Here is a 26,465-nt window from a genome sequence, read left to right as displayed (position 1 = left end):
ATAAGATTCCCTTTTATGAGAACGTATCCTCTTCTTTAATAAAACGAAGAATTTCCGCTTTTTTGCTTGAAAACAGTTCGGCTCCCAGCTCCGCAAGTTTATCCATACACTTCACATCATCAAAAGGAATCTCTCCTCCAAGGTCACAGTTCAAACGTAAATAGCGTTCTTCAAGCAACAGCTCACTATGGTAGGAAACGGATTCGGCGGACAGGTGCAGAGCCAGATCAAGAAGTTTTGGCGTAACCTTCATTGAGTGAAATTGAAAAGGAAGCCAATGCCTGACACCCCAATATTTGTTTTCACTAATTGCAAAATCAATATTTTGCCTTCCAGTTCCAATCGATAATATGTTTATTTCCTTCAGGCTTTTATCAAAATTACGGAGGGCCTCGGTAATACAAACCAATGAAGGATTGTCTGCCCAAAGACCCCCATCTACCGATAAATACTTGTTGTGAACATTATTTGGCGGAAAATAAATAGGAGCTGAGCAGGAAGACAGGACTGCATCCCACAGCTTTATCGCTAACTCTGACTCATCAGCGACCCCATAGTTAGAACGATGAACATACGGTTTTCCATGGGTAATGTCGACTGCTGGGATAAGTAAAGGCTTCTCGATGTCCGCAAGACTATGCTCTCCGAAAGCTTGTTTGAAAAACCTTCGTAACTGCCGGTCACTGTATACACTTTTAAGCAGGCCAATTCTAGCCTGCCTGACGAAAATTTTTTCCGCATAGGATTTGTAGCTTTCAAGAACTGCTCCCATATCCTTATTTAATGCGGCGGATGCAGCTATAATTGCTCCTGTACTCGTTCCTGCTATGATGTCAAACATTTCTCCGACCGGGCGGTCCAGTTCTTTTTCGATTGCTTTTAAAATGGCAACAGCAAAGGTACCGCGGATTCCACCGCCGTCAATGCACAATATTTTCATTCAATCCACCTGTGCTTTTTACCCTCAGTTTCGCCAGCTTGGCTTATTGCTACACTCTCTGCAGCTTAAAGGGTAAAAATTAGTTATAACAAGTTGGCCTTTTCCTCAATATAATAATAGAGAGACATCCCAAAAAGTGGAATTTAACTTTTAAAAAATAATAATATTTATATAAGAAGGGCAGGTGATTAAGTGCGATATTTACACAAAAACGAGAAAACATTTCAAAATCTGCAGGAAAACAGCCTTACCTTTGAGCAAGTCTTTGAAAAGATTATCAAGTTTATGAAGCTTAAACCAAGCGGGAATTTCCGCTTAATGGTCGGAACTGATTCACAGGTTCATGCTGACTGTACAACTTTTATATCTGGAATTGTCATTCAAAATGAAGGGAAAGGCGCATGGGCGTGCATCCGAAGCTATAATGTTCCAAGAAGGATGGATCAGCTGCATGAACGGATCTCCCTGGAAACTTCACTAACAGAGGAAATTGTCTCACTTTTTACAGAAGAACGTAAAACCACCATGATTGATATAGTCCTGCCCTATATTTATCAGGGTGCATCTTTTAAAATGGAGGGCCACCTTGATATTGGCGCTGGCAAACGTAATAAAACAAGAGAATTTGTAAAAGAGATGGTGACCAGGGTGAAGTCAATGGGCTTTGAACCAAAAATTAAGCCCGATGCCTTTGTAGCATCAAGCTATGCAAACCGTTATACAAAATAAATCCAAGGTTAAAGCCTTTTGACAGCCTTCAGAATTAATGCTTCCCCTTGAAAGGAAACCACTTTCCCGCCTTTTATTTCAATACGAAATTTAGCCTTTGTTTGCTCTGAAGCCCTAAGGATAAAGTCATTCAGCTCCATTTGTTCAGATAGTGGCAGTTTCATTCTTCCGCACCAAGAATCAAACATAAACGTTTTCGTAAAGCGCTGAAACTCACAAATTTCATAGCCTTCCTGCTCGAGCATTTGTATCCATTCGGTTTTTTTCCAAGCTCTGAAATGGCTGTAATCCCGTTTTTTTTCAATTGCATTGTAAAATTGGTCGAATTCATCGAGCTCGGGAACGACATTATCATCCAACAGAAATTGACCGTCTTTTTTTAAAACTCGATAGGTTTCCTTAACGAACTTTTCTGCGTTGGGAAAATGATGCGGAGCAATCCGGCAAGCTACGATATCAAAATGGCTATCTGGAAAAGGAAGTTTTTCAGCATCTCCTTGAATAAAACTAACATTTTGATGGCCATTTCCGCTAATAAAGCCCTCAGCTGCCTTTAGCATTTCTGAAGTTAGATCAAGTGCTGTCACATGCTGTGCCAAACTGGCAAATGCATTCGCTGTATGGCCGCCGCCTGTTGCAATATCGAGGACTGTCTCTGTACCTGTCAGGCTCGCCATGTTTATTAATGCGCGCAGATCTTTGCCGGTTTTATGAAGTTCACTATTTACATACGATTCCGCATTTGTTCCAAATTGCTTCTGAACATCCTTTTTAATATCCACCCATATACCCCCCATGGACCGTACGTTTTAGGTTAACTTTTTTAAAAAGATACGCTCCCACCTTTTCCAGGACAGGACGTTCTTCAATGCGAGGCTGGTCCGTACTCCCTTGCCAATTGGATAGCGGAGACTAGGTTCCTTCGCCCTGGCTATCTCTGCAATCATTTTGGCTACATCGGTTGGATCACCATAGCTGCTCTCGCCTCTTTTAAGCTCGTTATCTAGTTTTTGCATGTAAGAATAATAGGGAGAGTCCACTTGCAGTGACTTTTCAGTAATCTGTTTCCCTGTAGACCAGATATTCGTTTTAAAAGAACCTGGCTCCACAAGAGAAACTTCGACTCCAAACGGTTTCATTTCCAGCCGTAAGCATTCGCTCCAGCCTTCAAGTGCATGTTTTGAGGCGACATAAGGGGACAGGCCAGGAAAACCGATTTTTCCGCTAATGCTGCTAACATTGATAATCTTTCCTTTTCTGTTAGCTCTCATCACTGGGAGGCATGCCTGAGTTACGGCAATAAGCCCAAACACGTTTGTTTCAAACTGAGTCCGGTACTCCGATAAAGGAATTTCCTCTACAAACCCTGCCCCGGCATAACCTGCATTGTTCACCAGGACATCCAGCCGGCTCATATGTTGAACTAACCCTTTAAAATTATCAATTGATTCCTCCTTCGTAACATCCAGCTGTAAGATTTCGATCTGTTCACTTACACCGATCGCTTCCGCTTTCCGAACTAATTCTGATCCCTTTTCTGGGTTTCTCATCGCAGCGAACACATAGAACCCTTGCTGAGCCAGCTCCAATGCCGTTAATAAACCAAACCCGCTTGACGCCCCCGTCACAACCGCTGTCTCTTTCATATGTACCCCCTTTGAGGGTGACAGGCACCTTCCAGAAAACTGGAAGGTGCCTGTCACCCTCGTATTAATTTTTTTATCGATTCTGGATCAAAGTAGTAGATCCAGCCTTCGTCTTTTATGTAATGATCCTGAGGCGGACCTTGGAGTCTCGGCAATAATTCTCCACCGGTCGCGAAAGCTAGTGCATATAGAGCACATAAACAAGCATCATAAGCATCGCTTCCAGGCTGAATGGACGGCAAATGTTTCGCTAATCCAGGATACGCATCTAAAAACCGCTGTGCTTTTACTAAAGCAGGATAGACCTCAATGATAATCCGGTCATCGCCTGGTTCCGCAGCTCGCATCGGATATAATTTAAAACTAAAATCCTGTTCCCAGTTCCTCGTATGTATAATCGCAGCCGAGCTATTATTGCCAATTCGGTCAAACGAAGCTGATAATGGTTTTTTCCCAAAGATACGATAAATTTCCTGGTCTGTAAACCGATAGGCAAGACCATTCTCAATTTCCTTGGTAGGCTTTATAACTGCGGGCGTTTCACCAGCCAATAGCCTGGTAAATTGAGCAGGAAAGCCTAGCGGAGCATCTACGCCTATCACAATTAAAGTGTCTTCTAAGTTTGCCACGTTTAATTCCGGGTCAACAGCCGCTGCCAAATTTTCAAATGTTAATAACCCTCCATGAGGTATAGATATTTCTGCAGGTACTCCCTTCCACTGGACTACCTGTTCGCCCTGCTTCCATTCGCAGATTGCGACTCCATGGTTGTGGCCCATCCAGCCGCCTACATCCCAGCCAATCCCTATTACTCTTTTAAACTTATTCATAATCTCTCCCGTCTATTCTGCTGCTTCTAAGACTGCTTTTATACATTCTTGTTGTCCTCATTGCAAGATTGGAATACTGACCTGGAAGTTTTACCATTGGAGTTTGAGTTCAGTTTATGGTTTAGTTCACTCTGATCTGTAACTGGAGGTATCTATCTTCCTCCATAACACCGTTGGCATAATAAATCATATCAGTGATTTGCCCTATAATTAACCCGTTGCTTGTGGCAGAATAGTTCATTCAGATAAGGATTCTACTACCTATCGACAGTTGGATCTTTCCCATATTCGCGGTTTACATTTTCTCTTATCTCATCTTTAACGATTCAGCTTTCTTAATCCGTAAATAACATGAATCTAGTCAAGTGGTTATTATCCCTCAACTTTTATTTGATTTCACCTTGAAAGCGGTCGTGTTTTTTGATGGCATCGACAGTCTCTTCGATTTCCTTAATCAATTCTGTAAATACATCTGATTTTCCTGCTGCCTGAAAGTTTTGTTGATCAACTGAATTCAACAAAGCGATTACGGCATTTAATTTTAAATCATCTAAAGCAGGAAGAGCTGCTCTTCCGTATATTTCTCCTTTAATGATCAATTCTTCGTTTTCATCTGCAGCTTCGAACTTATATTTTATGACCTCAGAATTTTCCAACCTCTTCCTCTCCCTTTTAAAAGTGAGTCTACGGCCTTTCGGCAGATATGTCCTTATAAGGCATAATCCGCTTACGGATTTCTTCGTAGCCGCTATTTCCCGCTTCCCTCATTAAACGTGGAATCTCGTCTTCAGGATACCCGTAATCACGGAACAATTTTTCAAACTTACCCTTATTCGTCATCAATTTCCACCTCGTTTTTTTAGCTATGGTCGCTAACATCAGACAGTCAGCGCGCCTCGGGGCCTTGCCCTCTTTAGGTCTCCTTTTAACCCGCTTCTCCCGTTACACTCAACAGAGTCCTAAAATCAACAATCCCTTAAAACATGCTTAGTGAGTATTTTTCAGACAAAATTTCCAGCAGCCTTATTCCCGTACTGCTATTACCTATATCATTAAGAGCCGGCCCATAAATCCCAATTCCAAACTGGTTAGGTACGGAGCCCATGATTGCGCCTGATACACCGCTTTTTGCTGGTATCCCGACCCTGATCGCAAACTCTCCTGAGGCATTATACATGCCGCACGTTACCATAAAAGTTTTGCACAGCCTTGCTACTTCAGCTGGAAGCAGCTGTTCTCCTGATTGCGGATCCTTGCCATCTAAGGAAAAGACCACACCAATCCTTGCCAAATCAAGACAGTCCATTTCAATGGCACATTGTTTTGTATACAAATCCATTAACTCTTCTACCTCTTCATTAATCACTCCATGCTGTTTCATGAAATAACAAAGGGCTCGGTTCAAATTAGATGTTGCTAATTCAGACTCGGCTACTTGTTTAGAATACGTGATCTTATCATTACCTGCTAGTTTTCGGACGAATTTTAAAATATGTTCTATTCTATCCGGCACTGAATCCCCTTTAATCAAATGGGTAACCGCCAATGCACCTGCATTAATCATCGGGTTGAGCGGTTTCGATGGATTATTAGTTTCCAGTTTGATAATCGAGTTAAATGGATCTCCAGTAGGCTCATAACCAACCTTGCTAAAAACATACTTTTCCCCGTTATCACATAAAGCCAGGGCAAGTGTAAGCACCTTTGAAATACTTTGTAGCGTGAATTTTTTATCAATATCTCCAGCAGAAATACACAAACCGTCAGGATGGATGATTGCAACCGAGAAATCAGCTGGATTTGCCTTGGCTAAGGCTGGTATATAATCGGCCACCCGGCCACCCTCAGTTTCTCTTTTCGCCTGAAGAATGAGCTCATTTAATTCACTATTTGTCTGACAGGGCATCTGTTCACCTACTTTACTTAGTCCGTCTTTTTTTAGTGTGAGCTAAATTAGTGGAAATAAAACAAGCTCACTAATCTAAATAGAAAAAGACCCTCAATGAGAGTCTTTTCCCTGTTGCCGTTTGGACTACACTTATTCAAAGAACTGATTTATAAACTAAGTTTCTTTTGGACATCATCTAAAAGTTCATCGATCGTCTCGGATACACTATTTGTACGTCTGGCGATTGAAATGGAAAAGTCCAATAAATCTTTATAGCTTTCAACTGAAATTGTATTATGGTTTTTTTCATATTCATTTAATTGTAAGCCAATGTTCTGCAATATCATTAAAACTTCTTGCATAGAGTCTTTTTGTATATTTAACATTCTTTTTCCCCCTTTGGGTTTATTGCTTACATTATGGGGGATGAATCTGAATTTTAAAATAGTACTTTTCTCACGGATAAGCCATAAGGTAAAAATTGGCAGGTTTTTCGATTACCTTGCCAGATATCAAGCAGGTATCAATGAATATAGTGTTTTGGAAGTATAAAATAAAGAAAGATAACAAAAATTCTTATTCCTGAAACTCTTTTCTTTGTGATTAAAGACCTAGACGCTTTCGAACAATGACTTCGTTGCGAAGATATGCCCAGTTTTGTGGAGCAGGAAGCCTGAGTTGCCAAAACGTAGTCCCCCCTAAAGAATACTGGTCCATCAACTTATATTTTGCCATGTAACTTCGAATGTCCTCAAACCAGACAATATGCTCTTCGGTACCTAGCCAATACCGAAACCAAGGAGCCTGTGCTGCTGTATCATACCTGATCACTGATCCTTTAGAAATAGCCAGGTTTTGCGCACCCTGAACCGATAACGCTTTCGTAATGTTAGTCCCTGCTACTTTGTCATATCCATATAACGGCATTGCTATTTGCAGCTTGCTCGGATTAATCTGTGTCAAAGAATAACGAACCACCTGGTACATCCACCATAATGGGGCTACTGGGTCAGGTGGGCCTGTTGGATAACCATAATCAATAGTCATAACTGCAACCAGATCCGCAGCACGGCCAATTGCCTCATAATCATAAGCCCCGATAATTCGATTCGTTGGAATATCTGCTGTTTTAGCATGTACGTTAACATGTAAAATTAAATCTCCTAGGGCGGCCTTCAAGTCTGTCAGGAATAAACTAAAATCATTCCGCTGGGGTGGAGGAATAAATTCAAAATCGATACTGATCCCGCCATAGCCGCGTTGGCGTGCCAGGTTAACCAGGCTCAATATAAGATTCTGGCGATAGACTGGGCTTTGAAGTACCCGGCCAGCGAGTTCAGCACTGAATTCCCCACCCTGCAAATTGCGAATCATTAACAAAGGAACAATGTTTAATTCGACGCTCCTGCTTACGATTGTCCTGTCTTCCAATTCAACATAAGCATAGCCTTCGTTCGTAAAGGAATAAGCCGATATTGCCAAATAGGTCAGCTGCCCCGCCAGCTGACCTATGATAGGCAGCAAGGCCTCCTGAGAATAAGGAACAACGAAGCCTAAGGTGTCAATTTCTAATGGAAGCGGAGAGGGAAGATTAATGGGCTGATCTATGTATAATCGGGATGGATCCAGCCCAGGATTAGCGGACAGAATATCAGGAATTGTGGTAGAAAAACGAGCAGCCAACCTCCATAAGGTATCCCCTGATTTAATGCGATAATAACGAATCGGTTGTTCATTATCGGGGATATAGATAGCAAGACCAGGAACAATAGCCCCGGCAGATTCTAAGCCGTTAAGTTCGACAATCGACTGGATCGGTACTCCATATAATCTTGAAACAGCCCATAGATTATCACCAGGTTTCACTACATATACTGCCATATGCACCACACCCTTTTTTATGCTATTAACATCATATGGAAAAGAAGTAAATATAGACTAATGGATCTTCTCTCAAAACAGCACCAGCCACGCCGATTATCAGTATATTAAATTAACATTTTAAAATGGAGGTGCTAAAAATGATTATAAAAAGAGCCACCCCTTCAGAAGCAGAGAATATCCTCAGATTAGCAGGAAAAGTTATGGCGGAAAGTTCAATGGGTTATGCCGGAAACAATACCCAAAACGCTATAAATATGTTTTTGCCGCTCCTTCAAAATGGTGCTTACTATTTGTTGGCCATTGAAAACCGAAGCCTAGCCGGCTGGATTTTACTAGGGAGCGATTTTAATTTACTTAAAAATGAAGAAATCGGAACTCTCCTTGATCTATATGTGTTCTCTAAATACCGAAAGTCAGGGATTGGGAGAAAATTAATGCTGGCTGCGATCCAGGATCTTCAAACTCAAGGATTAAAAACCATCCAATTGAATGTTTTTGAAGGTAACTCTGCAAAAGCATTATATGAAGAACTTGGATTTAGAAATTTATCAACCATCATGGAAATGAAAATTCCCTAACATACTCGAGCCTCATTAAAAGACCATAGGTTAAGATCATCGACTGAGACAAAGGGAACACCAAGATCGGAAGCGATTGATGTTGACTTATCATAGGGAGGTGGGCGAAGTACACTAGCCGCTAAAGCTAGTAAAGACAACGCATAAGATTTTCCGTAACTTGGAACTTTTATTCTTAAAAAATAAAGAGGACATTGGATTGGCTCCAATGTCCGATGGTTAATCATAATACCTTCTGTTTCTTGCATGATGACAGTTGTCACAGATTTGAAAAGGATGATCCCATGAAAGCTTCTTGCCGCAGTTCCTGCATTTTTTCGTCATGTGTTTTACATCTGTTTTTAAGCGCTCATGTACTTCGTCACTTATGCCCTCCCTGATTCGTTCCCAGTATACCGCTTCGGTTCTTTTTTCGAGGCGGTAAAGGAACAGCAGGTGCAGGCCTACCGCCTTATAAGCAAGCTCCAGCTCTTCCAGGTTCGCATTCTTCATCAGGGGGTCTGGGAGCTCCTGTCCATTAATTATAGCAAACATAGTGTCTTCCCACTGCCTTACTAAAGAAGGTTCTCTTGAGGAAAATGGAAGATGCAAAAACCCATAGAGATCGGTTAGCGGCAGTCGAGCTTCAATTTCTGTACCGCGGATTTTCTCATACAATTCCCGTTCCTCCATAAGAGAAGCTTTTTTTGTTCCTTTTGGGCTTTCAAATTTATACCAAAGATCAAAGAACGTTCCTAAATCACGGTAATACCTCTGGAACCTTTCAAATACACCCGTCGTTGGGGCAATCGCAAAGGTATGGACAGGCTCATCCTCCTGTAAAAGCCGTCGTTTCATTAATTTAATGTCCCCAATAAACGCGACCTTCCCAACATTGTAAATGCCTTTTCTTCCTGCACGGCCGGCAATTTGCTTAATTTCCTGAGATGTTAGTGTCCTCCTCCGGGTTCCATCAAACTTCTCATTTTCCAGAAACACAATCCTTCTTATCGGCAAATTCAGCCCCATGCCAATTGCATCAGTAGAAACAATGACACTTGTTTCCCCGTCCAGGAAGCGCTGCATTTGTTTTTTTCTAGTTTCCGGCGGCATGGCACCATAAATCATGCTCACCGACCGGCCCGCTCTCTCAAGATTTGAGGCTGTTTCTAGAACACGTCTCCTCGAAAAACAAATGAGTGCATCCCCTTTTTTAGCATCCTTAATTTTGAATTCCTTCGATTCCACCTCAAGCGGAATATCTCTGCTGTATTCATTAATTTCAATCTCTGAGTCACCAAGCAGCTCCAGCATCATTTTTTTAGCATTTCGGCTTCCAATAATATGGACTTCATTGGCATTCGCCTTTGTTATAGCTTTATACCATGAAAATCCTCTGTCTTTGTCTGTAATCATCTGAGCCTCATCTATTACTGCCACATCATAAAAATCCTTCTCATGAAACATTTCGACTGTACAGGAAATATGACTGGCATTGGCAACGGCTTTTTCTTCTTCCCCGGTTTTAAGAGAGCACGGTGTACCATCTGCGTTTAACTTATCAAACACCTCAAGGGCTAACAAGCGGAGGGGAGCCAAGTAAATCCCACTCTCTGCTGCTTTCATTTTTTCTAGAGCATGAAAGGTCTTTCCAGTGTTTGTTTCACCGATATGAAGAACATAACGCATATTTCTCCCAGTTGGCGGGCTGTATTCCTGGCCAAATATATCCTCAAGCATTCTTTTTTCTTCTTGCTTTTTGCGTTGAATATCAGCCTGCTCTTTTGCCTTTTTCTCTTCCCTCTCGATCACATCTTTTAGAAAAATTACTTTATGCACTTCAGCATCAAACGGTATAGTTGCTATTTTAAGGAGGTCTGTAATGTATTCACTCTGAATCTCCTCTATAAAATCCCCTGCAACGTCATCAAGAGAATACTTCAGCTGTTTTTTTATGGCCGAAGCTGAAATCTTTTTGCTGTTTGTTTCAAGAAGTTTTGTAAGGATGGATGCTGACAATTGTTCAAGAACTAGCCGTGGTATAAGGTCAAAAATATAGCTTGTAATAAGCCGCTCATAAACAAATTCAAACGTCTCATACTCATAATAGTGACGGCCGCCATACGTTGTCTTATGAATTTCTCCCGTGAGTTCTTCAAAAAATTGTGAAACTGTTGAATAGGAATTAGGATCAAATGTTCCTTCATCGACTAGTTTTTCCTCCAGAGCAAAGGTATCGACCCGTTTAAATTTAGTCCGGCTTGTAAAATCCTTTAATAAAGAAACGGCTACGTAATGCCTGGTCTGCAAGTAAAAAAGTTCATACTGCTCATCAATTAGTTTTTCAGCTGTGCTGCTGATTTCCTGCTGAATATTCCTCTTTGCCTCAGCTTCCTTCTCTTCCTCTTGCTGTTGGAAAAACTCTGCTCTGGCTTCCTTGTATAAATCTTCCCATTTCTTTTCCTCGCCTGTATAAGTTTCATCAATCCAGCCTTTCACATCAAAGGGCTGATAATCTCTTATTTCCGTTCTGAATAATTGGTTAATCAGCTTACGGTTAACATCATCTACTTCAAAGCCACGTTCACTTAGATAGCTTTTCTTTTCATGCTTTGGCACACTGCCTGTAGCTTTATTAATCCATACGTTAATCCATATTTGTTCATAATATTGGCTGCGGTCTGTTAAGTAATCCTCAAGCTCTGGCTTCTTGTCTTTTGTTTCAAGATACCGCTTGATATCTTCAAACACCTTTATCTTCGTCTGTTCCACCGCCAAAGGGTAAACAGTTTCTAATTTACTCATTACATAGTTCCCCTTTAATTTCATTTCCCTTTAGTATATACCAATACTCCGTTTTCCCCAGTGGAAAGGCTTGGTCAATCACTGTTTTCGCCATTAATCCCACATTGAGACTTGAGCAAACCTTTTCAAAAAAATAAGCCCCCATGATGGGAGCTATAAGTTGATTATTCTAATATAAGACCTGACTGATAGCTTTCCATGAAACTTCCAACAGCCTCTTCTAATGAGCCATTTGCTTCTGGCAGCTGTACAATCACTTCATTTCGGTTGTCTACTGAGAGCACTTTTACAGAATTAAAACGATTTACTTCCAATTGTACACGCAAATCTTCAGCAAGTTCACTTGCTTTAAATTCTTCATTCACTAAAAACCGTAAGTTTCTCATCCAACGCATTCCTTTCCACATTAACTAATTCTAAGAGCCCCATTTTTGCTTAAGCAAGCCTAACTCTTCAGCATGTGTAACTCCTTCATCTGAAGGAGTCTCTAAGATCAAAGGTATTTCCTTCAGCAGTGGTGACGTAATTAAGCTGTTAAACTGCTCTTCCTTAATATGTCCTTTTTGAAAAATATTAGCATGCCGGTCTTTCCCTGACCGGGCAGGGTATTTAGAGTTATTAAAGTGGATTGCTTTTAGATGCTCTAAATAACTTAAAGTTCTGCCTTTTTGAAGGAACTCTTGAGAATTGGTTCCCTCCCATATCCCGCTTGCGAACGCATGGCATGTGTCCAGACAAAAGCCGATTTTTTCTGGGTAGTTACAAAGGCTTCTAACCTGAACCAATTCCTCCATGGTAGTACCCATCGTTCCAGACGCGCCTGCATTGTTTTCCATAAGGATCAGTGCCTCACCATCCCATTGCCTTAAAACCTCATTCAGCATTTCGATCATTAAATGGTAGCTTGCCAATGGATCATCACTGTCCACTCGATGCCCAAAATGGACAACGATGCCAACCGATCCGCATGCGTTTGTAATCTCCAAATCATTGAGCAGTGAATCAATTGTCAGCTGCTTTTTATCAGAAGTCGGTGTCAGACTGGTCGGATAAGGAGTGTGAGAAATCGAAAAAAGACCTTTTTCCAAGCAAAATTCCTTACACGCATTTGCATTTTCTTTATCATAGTTCTTAATCGTGAGGCTCCGAGGATTTTTAGGGAAATACTGATAAGCATCCGCCTCTATGCTGGCTGCCCGCTTTGCTGCTCCTAAATATCCATCCCTAATGCTCACATGGCAGCCAAATTTCATAAAACACCTTCCGCTCTTCCTCTTTTCATTTAGAATGAGGAATTCGAGGTAATAATATACTTTTTAGCAGCAAAGAACACAAGCGCAAGTGTCCGTTAAGTGACGTATGGACCGAACACTCCCATAATAAAACATACTGCTAAACTACAGTACCTGTTGGATAATAGCTTACCTTTTTACACTCTACTCCTTTTACACTTTTTTATGCTAATACTAAATTGATACTCAATAACACAATGTTCTGCCATCGCAATAATCCTTGTTCAGCTAGTGCACCCGTTACCTTAACAATATTTATTGTTTAACTCTAGCCCAAAAAGCGCCAACCCTCCTCGGATCAACGCGCTTTAGGTCCTACCTATTTTGACAGCGGTATCTTAATATCATCCCCAACCTCAAGCACAAGATTTGAACGGTCCTTAACTGGTGCAAAGACCATTATAAATGTACCTAGTTCGCTATCCACTTCGCCCTTACTGAAGTTTGGATTGATTCTTTCGCCTGATGCATTTAAGAACACACCCGATTTACCTTCAGCAACGGTATAACCAGAGCCTGGGTTGATTTGTCTTGCGTTCAAAAATTGCAACTCTAGCTTGCTCTTCTGTTGATATTGAACGCCATCTTCATCTGTATAGATCATATCAGAGCCTTTAATAATAAGTTTTGTTTCTAGTTCTGAATACTCGACTTGCTTGATTGTATATGTTTCGTTCTCAAACGTGAATTCTTTATTTAGCTCAACAATTTCACGATCAGTGATATAGGTTTTATCAAGTGTAAATGAGACCGGCCATACTGTTTTAATCTCATCCATCCCCTCATTCCAGATTGTGATATCTTCAATTTCTAAGCGAATGGCTTGACCTTCATATTCCTTAATAGAATCAAAGGATAATGCTGTAGCTACTTTGTTTTCTTCTTTATTATAGTGTCTGCTACCCCAACCGATATTCTTTAGTTCTTTTCTTCCTCCATCTTCCGTTACGATAAACATTTTGCTGGAGCCTTCAAAGATATCGATATAATAAGGCTCTAAATTTGTTGTTTCACTTTCAAAAGTAAATAACAGCTTTGTCTCAGCGTTATCTGTAATCACATTCTCAAAATGAACGGTGATTTCATTTTCTTTATCAAAATATGTTTGAGTAATCACTTGACCATGGCCATCCTTTAGAGCAGCTTTTAGACCTGGATCATCAATATGCTTACTTTCAAATATTTTATCATAAGCCTCTTTAATGGCTGCTCCTACAGGTGTAAATGATAAGGTTGAAACGATGAGTACGCATGCCGCTGCAGGTATGACTAGTTTATTGAACAGGAAGTTTTTTCCTCCACGCTCATGTTTTGCTTGTTTTACACCAAGCTTTGCTCGTTCATGTAACCCTTTGGGAATCTTAATTTTTTCTATCTCACGCTTGAGGTTACTCATAAAAATCAGCCTCCTTACATTCTTTTCGAAGTTTAGCGAGTGCTCGGTATAACACGGATTTCACTGAACCTAATGGCATGTTTACCAACTCCGCTATTTCCTTAAAAGAGTATCCTTCATAGAACTTAAGCATAACAATACTTCTTTCATGCTCATTCAGCTGTTCTAGTAATTCTTGGAGTGTGATTGAGAGAGGTATATCATCATCCTCTAAACCTATCATTTCATTATACTCTGGCTTCAAATGAACAACTTGTTTGTTCTTTCGAATTACATCAATTGAACAAGTGATTGCAATTCTGAGTAACCATGATTTAAAAAAATCAGGATTTTTTAAGGTATCTATTTTTTTAAATGCTTTATACGCCACTTCCTGTACAACATCCAATGCATCACTCTCGTTTTTCACATACACATAGGCCATCCGGTAAATATCTACTTCATACTTCTGAAACAGTTTTAAAAATGCTTTATCATTCCCATTTTGGGCCTTCTGAACAAGCCTAATCATAGGACTCACCCCTCTGCTTTTCTGTCTTATACCTATTAGACAAATTAGACTGTCAATTGGCTTAAATATATTTTAAAAATTTTTTTAAAAAACATTGATTCCGCTTTAAATTTGGAGAGTTCTAAAGGCAAACTTTACTATTGCACCCGTTCGCCAAATATGTTATTCCTCTTTTTTCCTATGTATCTATAACTATACTATAAGAAATATTAAGTTTATCCCAAACTCAAGTTTGAAAAATTTCATCAATTACTTTTTTTATTTTTGTACCAAATTCTCGTCAATAGTGAATGTTTCTGTCTCCATCGAACCCTCATATTTCTACCAAATCTGAAAATATTGAACTGAAATGAAAAAAAAGGTGAAATCCACGTCGATTTCACCTTTTTTCTTATTTTAGAAACTAGTTATGTCCCAGCCTCTTATCTGTGATTTAGCATGTGATTTACTATGGTATTTTACTTGGTATTAAGTGTTTGCAACCCACTCCCCCTAAAGACCGAGTGTTGTGGATTATACATTTTCAATCATGCTTTCTGCCTCTTCCGGAAAATCAATAAACGGGTTTCGGTTTCCTTGAATTTCAAAAATAGCAGCGTTTCGGTGTTTTTCGTATACATTAACCTTAAAAGCAAAATGCCAATCCAGTAAAACAGAGAAATTTACCGCTTTTTTATCCAATTCGTTTGGATACCTGATGAAAAAGTAAAGCATCGCCCTAGAGACGATTCCTTTTCCATATTCGGGCTCGAATTTACTCTCTTCCAGCATCCCGCAGCCTTCCCTGATACCTAAAAGATGACCCTCAGGGGAATAAGAAGGGAAATCGTGATACGGTGCATTCCCACGCATGCTGTTGCAGAACGGCTCACATGAAAAGAGGTGATGCACATCTCCCCTCATTGGCTTATGCCGTCCAAACCACGATTGAGGGACAACATGTTCACAGTTGAATGTAAATTCAGCGCTGTCATTAACCTGGCCGCTTTGACTTAATCTAGATAGAAGCTCGATATCTCGATTTATAGCTTCTGCTGGGTCCATCTTCTTTCCGGAGTATATGCTCTTCAGATTGCCATCTTCCTGCAGGTCAACCCACGGATATACATAAAGATGCGGGGCATACCTTACTTGGTGAATGTGAGATTCTTTCAAAAGTAAGTGCATCTGTTCCTGCACATCACTTTTATTAAAATCAACCTGCTTATAATACTCCGCTGCGTTTTTTCTATCAGCTGTACTATCATAATACACTTCTTTGTTTCTGGCTTTTACAAGCCGGTTCAACGCTTCTGACTGCTCTCGTCCAAATAATTCGGGATCCATTAGACCCCCACAATTTTAGCCTGAACGGCTGCCGCGAATATTTCCGAAAGATGCTTTGGCACAGTTAAATAAAGAAGACCATTGCCCTCAAGCTTAGGCGAGTGCCCCAACGGCACGGTTCTTTTAATCAACTGAGCATATAATTCAGTCTCAGAAAGCTTACGGTCAAAGGTTTCATTTGTAAGTACTTTTATTAAGGCTAAAGCCCCTGAAACATGAGGTGCCGCCATTGAAGTTCCGCTTAATCTCGCATACTTCCCATCCAAGTAGGTTGACTGGATTTTTTCTCCAGGGGCAACGAGATCTATTTCATTATGGGAGTTAGTAAAATAGGAAGAATTTCGTTCGAAATTTATTGCACCTACACTAATAACCTCGTTATAGCGGCCCGGATAGGCAAACTCATCTGTTGACTCGGTGCCGTCCCCTTCATTTCCTGCTGCACAAACAACTAAAATATTGTTCTCTACAGCCCTTTTGATTGCCGAATGCAACTCAGGGACATCCTGAGGACCACCAAGCGACATGGAAATAATATCAACTTTTTGTTCGACTGCGTAGTCAATCCCATCAATAATCCATTCGTACTTGCCCGAACCATTTTTCCCGAGAACCTTTACAATTAGAAGGCTAGCTTCCGGAGCGACTCCAACAACACCATTTCCATTTTCACCAGCCGCGATCGTTCCTGCCACATGTGTGCCATGTCCATTATAATCTTTAAATAATTCAGGGTTCCCTTTATCATCGTCTGTGAAATTTCTGCCGCCTGAAATGCGATTCATTAAGTCTGGATGAGTTGCATCACACCCTGTATCCAGCACGGCGATTGTGATACCTTTACCTTTCGTCTCTCTCCAGATCTCTGGGGCTTGTACTAATTTGACCCCGTCAGGAACTTCAACAACCTCTTCACTTACCTCCAAAGTTTGATAGGGTATCACACGAACATATTGCTCCATTTCATTCCCTCCTTCGGATAATTAAAGCGATTCGATGATACAACCTTATTCTAACAATTCTGATTGTTTATCAACAGTATCCTTTGGAGTGATATTCGGCTGGCATGCTGCAAATTAATAATTCAAAAGTCACAAATCTAAAATAAGTTAAGTACATATATCAAAGTGAAAGGGGGTTCCCTTTATGGCCTAAGCCGACCAGGACATCTTAAAGTTAAAAAAGAGCCCTAAGAGGACCCTTTATTGTACAAGATTTTCAATTCGATTCATTAAGCTAGAAACATCGGTGATAGTGCTTACGATTTGTGAGTTTTCAAGCTTATCTAAAGCTAAGTTGCCATTCTCCAACAGACTATTAATCTCCGTTAGTAAGGCTTCATTTTTCGCAACTAATTCTTGATGGACCTTCTCTGCGACAGCAGGGATTTCTTTTGTTGAAATAAACTCTTCAATATCCCCTTTTAAGGTGATCAACTGTGTTTCCAGTTCCTTTTTAACTGCCGGAACAGTGGCAGCATCCTTAATTAATTGAGGAGCTTCCTCCGCAAATGCCGTTAATTTATTAACATGATCAGTTGTATTATTTACATATTGGATTGAATCATTTACTTCACCTAAAAAAGAACATCCACTTAATAGCATTGATAGAGCAATAATAAAAGCCAAATAAATTTTTTTCATGAATAGACTCCTTCCTCATTAATAGTAATACGAATAGCAGCATTAAAAAGATTCAAAAAGCCCCAAAAATATATTTGCTGCGCAGCCCCACAATAATTCAGAAAACACCTATCATTGTAAGCTTTCAAAAAGGCTGCCTTTGGAAAAAGACAGCCTTCACATCATTTTATATGATCGTAAGATGGAAGTTTGATACCAACCCTTCCACCATACCACTTCATTTTCTAAACTGTTACTCCTGCCTGCCTTTTATTATTTTGCTCATGCTGTATGGTTGCTTGTGCAGCAGCAAGGCGGGCAACTGGTACGCGATATGGAGAGCAACTAACATAATCCAGGCCTGTTTCATAACAGAATTGAATTGAGCTTTTTTCTCCGCCATGCTCCCCGCAAATACCTGTTTTAAGCTCGGGCTTTGTTTTTCTGCCAAGAGTGACACCTGTTTCGATCAGTTTGCCAACCCCATCACGGTCTAACACAGCAAACGGGTTATCAGGAAGAACCTTATTCTCAATATAAGCCTGCAAGAATTTCCCTTCAGCATCGTCACGGCTATACCCAAAGGTTGTCTGAGTTAAGTCATTTGTTCCGAAAGAGAAGAATTCCGCTTCCTCTGCAATTTGATCTGCAGTTATAGCTGCCCGGGGAATTTCAATCATTGTTCCAACCATATAATCAAAGTCACAGCCTGTTTCTTCTTTCACTTCAAGTCCAGCCTCGACGACCAGTTTACGCATAGCCTTTAGCTCATTTACATGCCCAACAAGCGGAATCATTATCTCAAGCTTTGACTTAATTCCCTTTTCAGATAAGGTCGAAGCAGCATAAAAGATTGCCTTAGCCTGCATAATGTAAATTTCAGGGTGTATCATCCCAAGGCGGCAGCCGCGGTGTCCAAGCATTGGATTAAACTCGTCAAGCTGGCGAACTTTTCGCAGCAACTGCTCCTTTTCCTTTAATTGAGCAGAATTCGGATCAAGGATCTGCAGCTTTGTTACCTCCACTAAAAGTTCTTCCTTATCTGGCATAAATTCATGAAGAGGCGGGTCCAGCAGCCTAATTGTAACAGGATGACCTTCCATTGCCTCTAAAATCCCTTCAAAATCGCTCTGTTGCATAGGAAGGAGCTTATCAAGAGCAGCCTTGCGCTCCTCATAGGTTTCTGCCAAAATCATTTCTTGAACAGTTGGAATTCTTTTCGAATCCATAAACATATGCTCGGTCCTGCACAGGCCAATTCCTTCTGCTCCGAATTCAACAGCTTTATGCGCATCTTCCGGGTTATCTGCGTTGGCACGTACACCTAACTTTCTTTCTTCATCCGCCCAAGTAAGAAGCAGCTGGAATTCAGCTGAAAGTTCTGGCTCAATCATTGGAATTTCTCCAAGCATAATTTCACCTGTTGCCCCGTCAATTGTAATGATGTCGTGATGGTTAACAACAGTATCTCCGACACGGAATTGCTTCGCTTTTACGTCAATTTTTAAGGCTTCACAGCCGCAAATGCATGCCTTTCCCATTCCTCTGGCTACTACAGCCGCATGACTGGTCATTCCGCCTCTGCTTGTTACGATGGCTTGAGCAGCAATAATCCCATGAATATCATCTGGAGTGGTCTCAGCTCGAACCAAGATCACGTTTTTTCCTTCGTTGCCTAGATCCTCGGCTTCATCTGCATCAAATACAACCATGCCCGTTGCTGCGCCTGGTGATGCTGGAAGGCCTTTTGCAATTTGCTTGCGCTGATAGGAATCATCAATCCTCCGGTGAAGAAGCTGGTTTAATTGATCAGGATCAACCCTCATTAATGCAGCTTTTTTATCAAGGATTCCCTCCTTCACCATTTCTACTGCAATCCGAATCGCCGCCTGAGCGGTTCTTTTGCCTGTTCGCGTCTGTAATATAAAGAGTTTGCCATGTTCAACCGTAAATTCGATATCCTGCATATCCTGATAATGCTGCTCTAACAGATTGCTGGTTTCCACAAACTGCTGATACACCTCTGGCATTTCATTTTTAAGCGTGTGAATAGGTTGGGGCGTTCTTATTCCGGCAACTACATCTTCCCCTTGTGCATTAATCAGATATTCACCATAAAGCTTTGCTTCTCCAGTGGAAGGGTTACGAGTGAACGCCACCCCTGTTCCAGAATCATTTCCAGTGTTTCCAAATACCATGCTTTGAATATTAACAGCTGTACCCAGGTGGTCGGGAATCTTATTTAAACGGCGGTATATGATCGCCCGCTGATTATTCCAAGAATTAAAAACAGCATCAATGGCAAGAAGCAACTGTTCTTTTGGATCCTGGGGAAAATCTTGCTTTATGTGTTTTCTAACGATTTTCTTATAGCCAACAATTAATTCCTGCCAGTCCTCAGCGGTCATTTCAGGGTCCGTAGAATATCCTTTGTCTTCTCTGATTTCCTCAAGATACTGTTCGAAATAAAACCCATCAATATCTAATACCACATTACAAAACATCTGAATAAAACGGCGGTATGAATCATAGGCAAAGCGGGCGTTATTTGTCAGCTCGGCCATCCCTTTTACTGTTTCATCATTCATGCCTAAATTAAGAACCGTGTCCATCATGCCTGGCATCGAAAATACAGAACCGGACCTGACCGAAACAAGCAGAGGATTTTTAGGATCACCCAGTTTCTTGCCCGTTTTATCTTCGAGATTTGAAAGTGCTTCAAGTAATTGGGCTTTCACCTCTGAAGGAATAGTTTTCCCCTCTTCGTAATAAGCAGTACAGGCTTCAGTTGAAATAGTGAACCCATCAGGTACAGGAAGACCGATCTTTGTCATTTCGGCAAGGTTTGCCCCCTTACCTCCAAGCAGTTCTTTCATGCTGCTATTACCCTCATTAAATAAATAGACGAATTTCTGCATTATATTGTGCTCCTTTCGCGTTTAAAGATATCTAAGATTAGGCTTGCGGTTTCCTCGACCGCTTTGTTTGACACGTTTATAACCGGACAGCCAACTCTTTTCATAATTTTCTCAGCATAATCCAATTCCTCAAGAATTCGGTCAAAGCTCGCATAATTGGCCTCAGAGGTGAGTCCCATTGTTTTTAATCGTTCCTTGCGTATCTCATTCAATTTATCAGGTGAAATAATTAATCCTACACATTTCTTTCTCGGTACTTCAAACAGTTCATCAGGAGGTGTAACCTCTGGGACCAGCGGCACGTTTGCCACTTTAAACCGCTTATGAGCCAAATACATAGAAAGCGGTGTTTTCGAGGTACGTGAAACTCCAATCAATATTACATCTGCACGCTTAATTCCTTGAGGGTCTCGACCGTCATCATATTTAACTGCAAACTCAATCGCCTCAATTTTTCGAAAATAATCTTCATCAAGCTTTCTCATCATGCCCGGCTGATTATTGGGCTGCTTTTCGAATTTATCAGAGAAAGCCTCCATCAATGGGTGTAACAAGTCGACCGCCCGAATTCTTTCCTCATTAGCACGGCGGTCCATGTATTCCTTCAAAGCAGGAATTACAATTGTATATGCAATGATCCCGCGGCTATGGCTTGCAAGAGTGATCACATCTTCAATATCTTCAATATCCTCAACATAGGAACTGCGCTGAATTTCAACCCTACCCCCATTAAATTGTGTAGCAACCGCCTTAACCACAAACTCAGCTGTTTCACCAACAGAGTCGGATACAACAAATACAGTCTCTCTCTTCTTCAAAAGGCTCCCACTCCCTATACCGGATTCATTTCTGCAATCTCTAAATATGCTCTAGCGATGGTCGTTTTCGTAATTCTTCCGATTACTTTATATGTATTTTCAACATTGTCTGCTTTTTGTACAACAGGCAGTGAATCAATCTGATTATTTATCATTTTGTTGGCAGCATCGAATAACGTTTCTTCTGGAAATATTGTTACAATGTTAGGCATCCTCGTCATAATGACACTAACGGGTAAGCCTTCGAGGTTTTTATTGCCAATTGCCGCTCTTAGAAGATCTTTTCTGGAAATTACACCTGCTAATAAGCCCTCTTCATCCAACGCATAAAGTGTTCCCACGTCTTCTAGAAAAAGCTGAACAATGGCATCGTAAACTGAAGCTGACTTCTGAATGACAATAGGATGGGCTTTATAATCCTTCACCTGCTGACTTGTAAACTCCGCCGCCTGCATTTTCATTTGCCGTTCCTCGTTCACAAAATAGCCAACCCTCGGACGTGCATCAAGGCTCCCAGCCATTGTCAATATAGCTAGATCTGGACGGAGAGTTGCCCTAGTTAAAGACAGCTTATCCGCAATCTGTTTCCCAGTTATGGGTCCCTCTTGCTTAACGATTTCTAAAATTTCTTCTTGGCGTTTCGACAGTTTCATGATCCTCACCACCTTCTGATTCAACCATATATGTTATACTTATTATATCATTCTGCTAATGTGTTACACTATTTAAGATATAGTATATTATAATTAATTTCAACCAGAAACCTTAAATTTGTATTTTTTTTAACAAACATTACGTGTCGTATTGACTAGAGGCTGAGAATAAGAAGAGCCGAAGTCCATTATACACAGGGACTTTGGCTGAATGAGGCTACCGCGTACGACCGCCAATAATTTAGAATTTTTATCATTATTTATACAACTAAAAAAGTTCATGTCCCTTAAACAGCCCCGACAAGCCCTGTAAGGCCAGAGTGTGAAATCATTCTTTGACTACTTCATTATCCGGACCGAAGCGACATTGATCTGCTCGAAGCCTACCTTTTCCTTGCAACATACTCAGGGAAGCCAACTCTTGGTAAAAAGCGGCTAGGCGCTGAAGTTAGACAGTAGTTAATGTCAAATATTTTATACATTCTTATGTTAAAAAAAAGCAGTCCCCCTATACAGGAAACTGCTTGCAATTAATCTTTATTAATTTCTAAATTTAAATAAATGGGACAGTGATCGCTGCCCATAATACCTGAATGGATCCTAGCATCACTAATTAAGTCAGCTAATTTTTGGGAAACAATGAAATAATCAATTCGCCAGCCAATATTACGCTCTCTTACCCTACTCATATACGACCACCATGTATATGCATCCTTTTGATCAGGATTTAAAAACCTAAAACTATCAACAAATCCGCTATCCAGCAATTCCGTCATTTTACCGCGTTCTTCTTCAGTAAAACCAGAATTTTGCTTATTAGATTTGGGATTCTTTAAATCAGCCTCTTTGTGGGCGACATTTAAATCACCGGCCAGAACCACTGGTTTAATACCATCAAGTTCGACCAGGTATTCTCTTAGCTTGTCCTCCCAATTTAACCGAAAATCCAAACGGGCAAGTGTCCGCTGAGCATTCGGACTATAGACATTAACCAAATAAAAATCCTTAAACTCTATAGTTATGGCACGGCCTTCCCTGTCATAATCATCAATTCCAATCCCATAACGGACAGATACTGGCTCTACTTTTGTAAAAATAGCTGTGCCTGAATACCCCTTTTTAATTGCATAATGCCAGTATTGCGAATACCCCTCTAATTCAAGCCTGATTTGACCTTCTTGCAGCTTAGTCTCTTGTATACAGAAGATGTCAGCATCAACCTCTTTAAAATAATCCAAAAACCCTTTACCCGTACAGGCACGAAGCCCATTTACATTCCAAGAAACCAATTTCATTGATGTTCTCCTCTATCCCCTAGTTGGTCTGTATCACGTACCTCCGCTATTTTACTCTCTTAAGTTGACTTTTTCCAATAGAAAGGCCGCTCCTCGTTAGAAGCGGCCATGACAATGCATCCGTGTGTGTCATTAAGAAAAAGCTTGATCGATAGCATCATCGAGATTCAACTTTAAGTCAACCGCATATCGTTTTGTCACGTTTACATCACGGTGACCCGCAAGCTTCGCAACAGTGTTGATATCCACACCTTTCTTGATTAGCTGCCTACAAAAGGTATGGCGCAGCTTGTGAGGATTCACATTATATTTCTCAAGCATATATTGGATCGCTCTCGGAGAAATCCGTTTATTAACACTCGACAGAAATAAAGCGTCTTCCTGATTTTCAGTTGATTCAAGATATTGTTCAAGACGGGAAATCGCCTCCTTAGATAGGGGGATCACTCGCTCAATTTCACCATCATGACGAACATTTAGTTTGCCCTTGCCATCTTCGAGTTCGATATCTGAACGGTTTAACTCGCAAAGTTCGGAAACTCGGATACCCGTATGCAATAGAAGGTAAGTTATCACAATATTTCTCTGATTCCCATCTGCTTCTATATGATCTAGGAGTTCTTTAATTTCTTTAGTGTTTAATGTTTCAGGCAAGTCTGTTTCATCCGCCTTTTCTTTCCTCTGTATATCAACAACTAGCTGGGGATTTTCTGTAAAACGTGAATAAACACTTATGGCTGCGAGATACTTCTCAATTGTTCCAGGATTTTTCTGTTGTGCCTCTAGATAATCCATATATGATTGAACGTCATCATTTGTTGTATTCATAAGATTTTTACCAATTGATTTTAGCCAAGCCTCAAACTTAACCAGAACTGCTGTATAAGTCCGTATAGTACTTCCTGCCTTACCCTGATTAACCAACCATGTTTCAAAATCCACCATTATATTATGACTGCTATCTCCGCCAGTGTTTTTCACTTTTATCACCCCTCTTATATAGTTGCTAATGCTTACTTATATCTTATATTATATCTTCATTAAAATCAACTTCTGCGAAACCATATTCAAAAAAAACTAACCAGAATACGGTTAGTTTCCTCTATAACTATAAATCAAATAGAGGATCTAAACCTCTTCCAAATTCGTTGCAGATGGTTTTAAAATTGGCTCCGCAGGCAGGACTCGAACCTGCGACCGATCGGTTAACAGCCGATAGCTCTACCACTGAGCTACTGCGGAATAATAGCATTGTACTAATAATATCTTACCCCGTTACTTTTTTATACATAATAACGAAAATAAAATTAAATGGTGGGCCTAAATGGACTCGAACCATCGACCTCACGCTTATCAGGCGTGCGCTCTAACCAGCTGAGCTATAGGCCCATTAAAATAATGGAGCGGGTGATGAGAATCGAACTCACATCATCAGCTTGGAAGGCTGAGGTTTTACCACTAAACTACACCCGCATAGTGAATTTATATTAAGAATCACATAGCTATTATTAATTACTCTGGAGGCAACACCCGGATTTGAACCGGGGAATAAAGGTTTTGCAGACCTTGGCCTTACCACTTGGCTATGTTGCCTTGTTGGCTGGGCTAGCAGGATTTGAACCTGCGCATGACGGAGTCAAAGTCCGTTGCCTTACCGCTTGGCTATAGCCCATTAATATTTATGTTGAAAAATGGGGCGACTGATGGGAATCGAACCCACGAATGTCGGAACCACAATCCGATGCGTTAACCACTTCGCCACAACCGCCATAATCATTATTGGCAGGGGTAGTAGGAATTGAACCCACACTGGAGGTTTTGGAGACCTCTGTTCTACCTTTAAACTATACCCCTATTTATTTAAAGATGGTGGAGGGGGGCAGATTCGAACTGCCGAACCCGAAGGAGCGGATTTACAGTCCGCCGCGTTTAGCCACTTCGCTACCCCTCCGTTAATATCAAGGTGGCTCAGGACGGAATCGAACCGCCGACACAAGGATTTTCAGTCCTTTGCTCTACCGACTGAGCTACTGAGCCATATTAAAGTATACATACCTAATTTCAGTTTTTAAAGCTTTGTCCCCACCTCAGAATGCTTACTCGAGATGCGGCTCGCTGGGTACAACTCGCAGCGAATCATGAAGATTATGCTCGTTGCTCTACCGACTGGGCTACTGAGCCATATTAATTTGTTTTTAAAAATGGCGGTCCCGACGGGAATCGAACCCGCGATCTCCTGCGTGACAGGCAGGCATGTTAACCGCTACACCACGGGACCATATTGCGGGGGCAGGATTTGAACCTGCGACCTTCGGGTTATGAGCCCGACGAGCTACCGAACTGCTCCACCCCGCGACGATAAAAAACGATATTGAAAGTTTTCCTAGTAAGGACAATCGCTATACCTATGCAATCTGCTGTTGGTACCAACTCACACTATTTCAGTAAGATAACGATTGTTTTAAAAACTACGGTTCAATTAGTACCGAAACCGTAAAAATTGCGGGGGCAGGATTTGAACCTGCGACCTTCGGGTTATGAGCCCGACGAGCTACCGAACTGCTCCACCCCGCGACGATAATAAGTAAATAGAAATATTATGCTCTTAGTAAGCATTTGACTGTCCCGATCTCATAAGGCCTAACAAGGTGCTGATCGATCGGTACAACTCGCAGAAAATTCATGAAGTAACGCTTGTTGCTCCACCCCGCGACGATAATAGTTAAAAGAGATGTAACATTCAAAGTAAATAAAATGGAGGAGGAAGGGGGATTCGAACCCCCGCGCGGTGTTACCCGCCTGTCGGTTTTCAAGACCGATCCCTTCAGCCGGACTTGGGTATTCCTCCAAATAAATGGTAGCGGCGGAGGGAGTCGAACCCACGACCTCACGGGTATGAACCGTACGCTCTAGCCAGCTGAGCTACACCGCCAAATATTTGAATTATAATATGGTGGAGCCTAGCGGGATCGAACCGCTGACCTCCTGCGTGCAAGGCAGGCGCTCTCCCAGCTGAGCTAAGGCCCCATATATTTTGAAAATGGTCGGGAAGACAGGATTCGAACCTGCGACCCCTTGGTCCCAAACCAAGTGCTCTACCAAGCTGAGCTACTTCCCGAAATTATGGCGCGCCCGGCGGGATTCGAACCTACAACCTTCTGATTCGTAGTCAGATGCTCTATCCAATTGAGCTACGGGCGCATTATTTAAGATGGATGGTGCCGAGGACCGGAATCGAACCGGTACGGTAGTCACCTACCGCAGGATTTTAAGTCCTGTGCGTCTGCCAGTTCCGCCACCCCGGCTAAGTCACTGGAGCGGAAGACGGGATTCGAACCCGCGACCCCCACCTTGG

General features: G+C 41.3%; 24 protein-coding genes and 18 tRNA genes. 2 read left to right on the top strand and 40 right to left on the bottom strand.

Features of this window, described 5'->3' with window-relative positions; translation table 11 throughout:
• Window positions 1-13: 13 nt before the first annotated feature.
• Complete coding sequence (locus HRJ06_RS21395; RefSeq protein ID WP_174734978.1) at window positions 14-940, bottom strand: CBASS cGAMP-activated phospholipase; 927 nt, start codon at window positions 938-940, stop codon at window positions 14-16.
• 192 nt (window positions 941-1,132) lie between these two features.
• Here HRJ06_RS21395 and HRJ06_RS21390 point away from each other — a divergent pair, with 192 nt between their 5' ends.
• Complete coding sequence (locus tag HRJ06_RS21390; protein ID WP_338421134.1) at window positions 1,133-1,669, top strand: ribonuclease H-like YkuK family protein; 537 nt, start codon at window positions 1,133-1,135, stop codon at window positions 1,667-1,669.
• 8 nt (window positions 1,670-1,677) lie between these two features.
• On the opposite strand, the gene HRJ06_RS21385 is transcribed toward HRJ06_RS21390, so the two are convergent.
• The 8 genes from HRJ06_RS21385 to HRJ06_RS21350 form a co-directional block, all read right to left on the bottom strand.
• Complete coding sequence (locus tag HRJ06_RS21385) at window positions 1,678-2,451, bottom strand: methyltransferase domain-containing protein (protein WP_174734977.1); 774 nt, start codon at window positions 2,449-2,451, stop codon at window positions 1,678-1,680.
• 27 nt (window positions 2,452-2,478) lie between these two features.
• Window positions 2,479-3,315, bottom strand: coding sequence for an oxidoreductase (locus HRJ06_RS21380; RefSeq protein ID WP_174734976.1), 837 nt, complete (start codon window positions 3,313-3,315; stop codon window positions 2,479-2,481).
• Window positions 3,316-3,368: 53 nt separating this feature from the next.
• A complete protein-coding gene (locus tag HRJ06_RS21375) occupies window positions 3,369-4,145 on the bottom strand; it encodes a DUF429 domain-containing protein (RefSeq protein WP_174734975.1) in 777 nt (258 codons plus the stop codon).
• A 386-nt stretch (window positions 4,146-4,531) separates the two neighbouring features.
• Window positions 4,532-4,801 carry a hypothetical protein gene (locus HRJ06_RS21370; RefSeq protein WP_174734974.1) on the bottom strand — a complete coding sequence of 90 codons (270 nt, stop codon included), beginning with the start codon at window positions 4,799-4,801 and terminating at the stop codon, window positions 4,532-4,534.
• Between the two features lie 28 nt (window positions 4,802-4,829).
• Window positions 4,830-4,985 carry a hypothetical protein gene (locus tag HRJ06_RS21365; protein ID WP_174734973.1) on the bottom strand — a complete coding sequence of 52 codons (156 nt, stop codon included), beginning with the start codon at window positions 4,983-4,985 and terminating at the stop codon, window positions 4,830-4,832.
• 136 nt (window positions 4,986-5,121) lie between these two features.
• Window positions 5,122-6,051 (bottom strand): glutaminase A, encoded by a 930-nt coding sequence (glsA, locus tag HRJ06_RS21360; RefSeq protein WP_174734972.1) that lies wholly within the window; start codon window positions 6,049-6,051, stop codon window positions 5,122-5,124.
• 149 nt (window positions 6,052-6,200) lie between these two features.
• Window positions 6,201-6,419 carry a hypothetical protein gene (locus HRJ06_RS21355; protein WP_174734971.1) on the bottom strand — a complete coding sequence of 73 codons (219 nt, stop codon included), beginning with the start codon at window positions 6,417-6,419 and terminating at the stop codon, window positions 6,201-6,203.
• A gap of 217 nt (window positions 6,420-6,636) precedes the next feature.
• Window positions 6,637-7,914 (bottom strand): LysM peptidoglycan-binding domain-containing protein, encoded by a 1,278-nt coding sequence (locus HRJ06_RS21350; protein WP_174734970.1) that lies wholly within the window; start codon window positions 7,912-7,914, stop codon window positions 6,637-6,639.
• Between the two features lie 140 nt (window positions 7,915-8,054).
• On the opposite strand from HRJ06_RS21350, the gene HRJ06_RS21345 reads away from it, so the two are divergent.
• A complete protein-coding gene (locus HRJ06_RS21345; protein ID WP_174734969.1) occupies window positions 8,055-8,495 on the top strand; it encodes a GNAT family N-acetyltransferase in 441 nt (146 codons plus the stop codon).
• A 219-nt stretch (window positions 8,496-8,714) separates the two neighbouring features.
• Here HRJ06_RS21345 and HRJ06_RS21340 read toward each other — a convergent pair whose 3' ends face one another.
• The 31 genes from HRJ06_RS21340 to HRJ06_RS21190 form a co-directional block, all read right to left on the bottom strand.
• On the bottom strand, window positions 8,715-11,279 hold the full coding sequence (locus HRJ06_RS21340; RefSeq protein WP_174734968.1) for a DEAD/DEAH box helicase: 2,565 nt from the start codon (window positions 11,277-11,279) through the stop codon (window positions 8,715-8,717).
• 164 nt (window positions 11,280-11,443) lie between these two features.
• Entirely contained in the window at window positions 11,444-11,665 is a 222-nt protein-coding gene (locus tag HRJ06_RS21335) for a hypothetical protein (RefSeq protein WP_174734967.1), read from the bottom strand.
• 30 nt (window positions 11,666-11,695) lie between these two features.
• Window positions 11,696-12,532 carry a deoxyribonuclease IV gene (locus HRJ06_RS21330; protein WP_174734966.1) on the bottom strand — a complete coding sequence of 279 codons (837 nt, stop codon included), beginning with the start codon at window positions 12,530-12,532 and terminating at the stop codon, window positions 11,696-11,698.
• Between the two features lie 358 nt (window positions 12,533-12,890).
• Window positions 12,891-13,967, bottom strand: a complete 1,077-nt coding sequence (locus HRJ06_RS21325; protein WP_174734965.1) for a DUF4179 domain-containing protein — start codon at window positions 13,965-13,967, stop codon at window positions 12,891-12,893.
• Complete coding sequence (locus HRJ06_RS21320) at window positions 13,960-14,478, bottom strand: sigma-70 family RNA polymerase sigma factor (protein ID WP_174734964.1); 519 nt, start codon at window positions 14,476-14,478, stop codon at window positions 13,960-13,962. The genes HRJ06_RS21325 and HRJ06_RS21320 overlap by 8 nt, the downstream gene beginning before the upstream one ends.
• A 513-nt stretch (window positions 14,479-14,991) precedes the next feature.
• A complete protein-coding gene (locus HRJ06_RS21315) occupies window positions 14,992-15,804 on the bottom strand; it encodes an endonuclease I family protein (RefSeq protein WP_174734963.1) in 813 nt (270 codons plus the stop codon).
• A complete protein-coding gene (locus HRJ06_RS21310; protein WP_174734962.1) occupies window positions 15,804-16,766 on the bottom strand; it encodes a S8 family peptidase in 963 nt (320 codons plus the stop codon). The genes HRJ06_RS21315 and HRJ06_RS21310 overlap by 1 nt, the downstream gene beginning before the upstream one ends.
• 240 nt (window positions 16,767-17,006) lie before the next feature.
• Window positions 17,007-17,447 (bottom strand): DUF6376 family protein, encoded by a 441-nt coding sequence (locus HRJ06_RS21305; RefSeq protein ID WP_174734961.1) that lies wholly within the window; start codon window positions 17,445-17,447, stop codon window positions 17,007-17,009.
• A gap of 224 nt (window positions 17,448-17,671) precedes the next feature.
• Window positions 17,672-20,344, bottom strand: coding sequence for a pyruvate, phosphate dikinase (gene ppdK / locus HRJ06_RS21300; RefSeq protein WP_174734960.1), 2,673 nt, complete (start codon window positions 20,342-20,344; stop codon window positions 17,672-17,674).
• Window positions 20,344-21,162 (bottom strand): pyruvate, water dikinase regulatory protein, encoded by an 819-nt coding sequence (locus tag HRJ06_RS21295; protein ID WP_174734959.1) that lies wholly within the window; start codon window positions 21,160-21,162, stop codon window positions 20,344-20,346. Before HRJ06_RS21295 ends, ppdK begins: the two co-directional genes overlap by 1 nt.
• A gap of 14 nt (window positions 21,163-21,176) precedes the next feature.
• Window positions 21,177-21,815, bottom strand: a complete 639-nt coding sequence (gene ccpN, locus HRJ06_RS21290; RefSeq protein WP_174734958.1) for a transcriptional regulator CcpN — start codon at window positions 21,813-21,815, stop codon at window positions 21,177-21,179.
• Between the two features lie 530 nt (window positions 21,816-22,345).
• Window positions 22,346-23,110, bottom strand: coding sequence for an exodeoxyribonuclease III (locus tag HRJ06_RS21285; protein WP_174734957.1), 765 nt, complete (start codon window positions 23,108-23,110; stop codon window positions 22,346-22,348).
• Window positions 23,111-23,242: 132 nt separating this feature from the next.
• Window positions 23,243-24,091, bottom strand: a complete 849-nt coding sequence (locus HRJ06_RS21280; RefSeq protein ID WP_174734956.1) for a tyrosine-type recombinase/integrase — start codon at window positions 24,089-24,091, stop codon at window positions 23,243-23,245.
• A gap of 186 nt (window positions 24,092-24,277) precedes the next feature.
• Window positions 24,278-24,352: transfer RNA gene (locus HRJ06_RS21275), tRNA-Asn, on the bottom strand.
• Between the two features lie 70 nt (window positions 24,353-24,422).
• A tRNA-Ile gene (locus HRJ06_RS21270) sits at window positions 24,423-24,499 on the bottom strand.
• 10 nt (window positions 24,500-24,509) lie between these two features.
• A tRNA-Gly gene (locus HRJ06_RS21265) sits at window positions 24,510-24,583 on the bottom strand.
• 45 nt (window positions 24,584-24,628) lie between these two features.
• Window positions 24,629-24,703: transfer RNA gene (locus HRJ06_RS21260), tRNA-Cys, on the bottom strand.
• A 4-nt stretch (window positions 24,704-24,707) separates the two neighbouring features.
• Window positions 24,708-24,782 (bottom strand) — tRNA-Gln (locus HRJ06_RS21255).
• 20 nt (window positions 24,783-24,802) lie between these two features.
• Window positions 24,803-24,878: transfer RNA gene (locus HRJ06_RS21250), tRNA-His, on the bottom strand.
• 12 nt (window positions 24,879-24,890) lie between these two features.
• Window positions 24,891-24,964, bottom strand: a tRNA-Trp gene (locus HRJ06_RS21245).
• A 13-nt stretch (window positions 24,965-24,977) separates the two neighbouring features.
• Window positions 24,978-25,061, bottom strand: a tRNA-Tyr gene (locus HRJ06_RS21240).
• Between the two features lie 13 nt (window positions 25,062-25,074).
• Window positions 25,075-25,147: transfer RNA gene (locus tag HRJ06_RS21235), tRNA-Phe, on the bottom strand.
• A gap of 165 nt (window positions 25,148-25,312) precedes the next feature.
• Window positions 25,313-25,388 (bottom strand) — tRNA-Asp (locus tag HRJ06_RS21230).
• A gap of 3 nt (window positions 25,389-25,391) precedes the next feature.
• Window positions 25,392-25,465 (bottom strand) — tRNA-Met (locus HRJ06_RS21225).
• A 145-nt stretch (window positions 25,466-25,610) separates the two neighbouring features.
• Window positions 25,611-25,684, bottom strand: a tRNA-Met gene (locus HRJ06_RS21220).
• Between the two features lie 181 nt (window positions 25,685-25,865).
• A tRNA-Ser gene (locus HRJ06_RS21215) sits at window positions 25,866-25,958 on the bottom strand.
• A gap of 7 nt (window positions 25,959-25,965) precedes the next feature.
• Window positions 25,966-26,042 (bottom strand) — tRNA-Met (locus HRJ06_RS21210).
• A 19-nt stretch (window positions 26,043-26,061) separates the two neighbouring features.
• Window positions 26,062-26,137 (bottom strand) — tRNA-Ala (locus tag HRJ06_RS21205).
• Window positions 26,138-26,151: 14 nt separating this feature from the next.
• Window positions 26,152-26,228 (bottom strand) — tRNA-Pro (locus HRJ06_RS21200).
• A 6-nt stretch (window positions 26,229-26,234) separates the two neighbouring features.
• A tRNA-Arg gene (locus HRJ06_RS21195) sits at window positions 26,235-26,311 on the bottom strand.
• Window positions 26,312-26,326: 15 nt separating this feature from the next.
• Window positions 26,327-26,415 (bottom strand) — tRNA-Leu (locus HRJ06_RS21190).
• Window positions 26,416-26,465: the final 50 nt, after the last annotated feature.

Origin of the sequence: Mesobacillus harenae, assembly GCF_013343715.1 — a bacterium.
Classification (GTDB): Bacteria; Bacillota; Bacilli; order Bacillales; family Cytobacillaceae; genus Mesobacillus_A; species Mesobacillus_A harenae.
The sequence above is the reverse complement of the archived record's forward strand: the minus strand, read 5'-3'. Positions and strand labels throughout refer to the sequence as shown.

Coding starts and splice junctions, on each gene's coding strand:
- HRJ06_RS21395 (WP_174734978.1), bottom strand. CDS start 940: ATGAAAATATTGTGCATTGACGGCGGTGGAATCCGCGGTACCTTTGCT.
- HRJ06_RS21380 (WP_174734976.1), bottom strand. CDS start 3,315: ATGAAAGAGACAGCGGTTGTGACGGGGGCGTCAAGCGGGTTTGGTTTA.
- HRJ06_RS21375 (WP_174734975.1), bottom strand. CDS start 4,145: ATGAATAAGTTTAAAAGAGTAATAGGGATTGGCTGGGATGTAGGCGGC.
- HRJ06_RS21365 (WP_174734973.1), bottom strand. CDS start 4,985: ATGACGAATAAGGGTAAGTTTGAAAAATTGTTCCGTGATTACGGGTAT.
- glsA (WP_174734972.1), bottom strand. CDS start 6,051: ATGCCCTGTCAGACAAATAGTGAATTAAATGAGCTCATTCTTCAGGCG.
- HRJ06_RS21355 (WP_174734971.1), bottom strand. CDS start 6,419: ATGTTAAATATACAAAAAGACTCTATGCAAGAAGTTTTAATGATATTG.
- HRJ06_RS21350 (WP_174734970.1), bottom strand. CDS start 7,914: ATGGCAGTATATGTAGTGAAACCTGGTGATAATCTATGGGCTGTTTCA.
- HRJ06_RS21345 (WP_174734969.1), top strand. CDS start 8,055: ATGATTATAAAAAGAGCCACCCCTTCAGAAGCAGAGAATATCCTCAGA.
- HRJ06_RS21340 (WP_174734968.1), bottom strand. CDS start 11,279: ATGAGTAAATTAGAAACTGTTTACCCTTTGGCGGTGGAACAGACGAAG.
- HRJ06_RS21335 (WP_174734967.1), bottom strand. CDS start 11,665: ATGAGAAACTTACGGTTTTTAGTGAATGAAGAATTTAAAGCAAGTGAA.
- HRJ06_RS21330 (WP_174734966.1), bottom strand. CDS start 12,532: ATGAAATTTGGCTGCCATGTGAGCATTAGGGATGGATATTTAGGAGCA.
- HRJ06_RS21325 (WP_174734965.1), bottom strand. CDS start 13,967: ATGAGTAACCTCAAGCGTGAGATAGAAAAAATTAAGATTCCCAAAGGG.
- HRJ06_RS21320 (WP_174734964.1), bottom strand. CDS start 14,478: ATGATTAGGCTTGTTCAGAAGGCCCAAAATGGGAATGATAAAGCATTT.
- HRJ06_RS21315 (WP_174734963.1), bottom strand. CDS start 15,804: ATGGATCCCGAATTATTTGGACGAGAGCAGTCAGAAGCGTTGAACCGG.
- HRJ06_RS21310 (WP_174734962.1), bottom strand. CDS start 16,766: ATGGAGCAATATGTTCGTGTGATACCCTATCAAACTTTGGAGGTAAGT.
- HRJ06_RS21305 (WP_174734961.1), bottom strand. CDS start 17,447: ATGAAAAAAATTTATTTGGCTTTTATTATTGCTCTATCAATGCTATTA.
- ppdK (WP_174734960.1), bottom strand. CDS start 20,344: ATGCAGAAATTCGTCTATTTATTTAATGAGGGTAATAGCAGCATGAAA.
- ccpN (WP_174734958.1), bottom strand. CDS start 21,815: ATGAAACTGTCGAAACGCCAAGAAGAAATTTTAGAAATCGTTAAGCAA.
- HRJ06_RS21285 (WP_174734957.1), bottom strand. CDS start 23,110: ATGAAATTGGTTTCTTGGAATGTAAATGGGCTTCGTGCCTGTACGGGT.